The organism is Dokdonia genika (genome assembly GCF_042652845.1).
GTDB lineage: Bacteria > Bacteroidota > Bacteroidia > Flavobacteriales > Flavobacteriaceae > Dokdonia > Dokdonia donghaensis.
Map to the genome: position 1 here is coordinate 1,498 of NZ_JBHSHB010000011.1, position 238 is coordinate 1,735.

General features: G+C 47.1%; 1 pseudogene. It reads left to right on the forward strand.

Going from position 1 to position 238, the window contains the following annotated elements:
- Positions 1-238: pseudogene (locus tag ACFO5T_RS15160) on the forward strand (hypothetical protein); the annotation flags it as partial.

Consider the following 238-nt stretch of genomic DNA (forward strand, 5'->3'; position numbering starts at 1 on the left):
AACGGTGTACCTGTAGACCCTGCAGATGTTACAATCACTCCAAATACAGATGGTCCACTTACGGTGAATGCGGATGGCACAGTAACCGTAGCAGCGAACACTGCACCTGGCACTTATACAGTAGATTATACAGTTTGTGAAGATGGTACAGCACCACCTAATAGCAACTGTGATACTGCGACAGCTACAGTAGTAGTAAGTGCACCAGACCCAATCGATGCGATGGACGATAGCTACA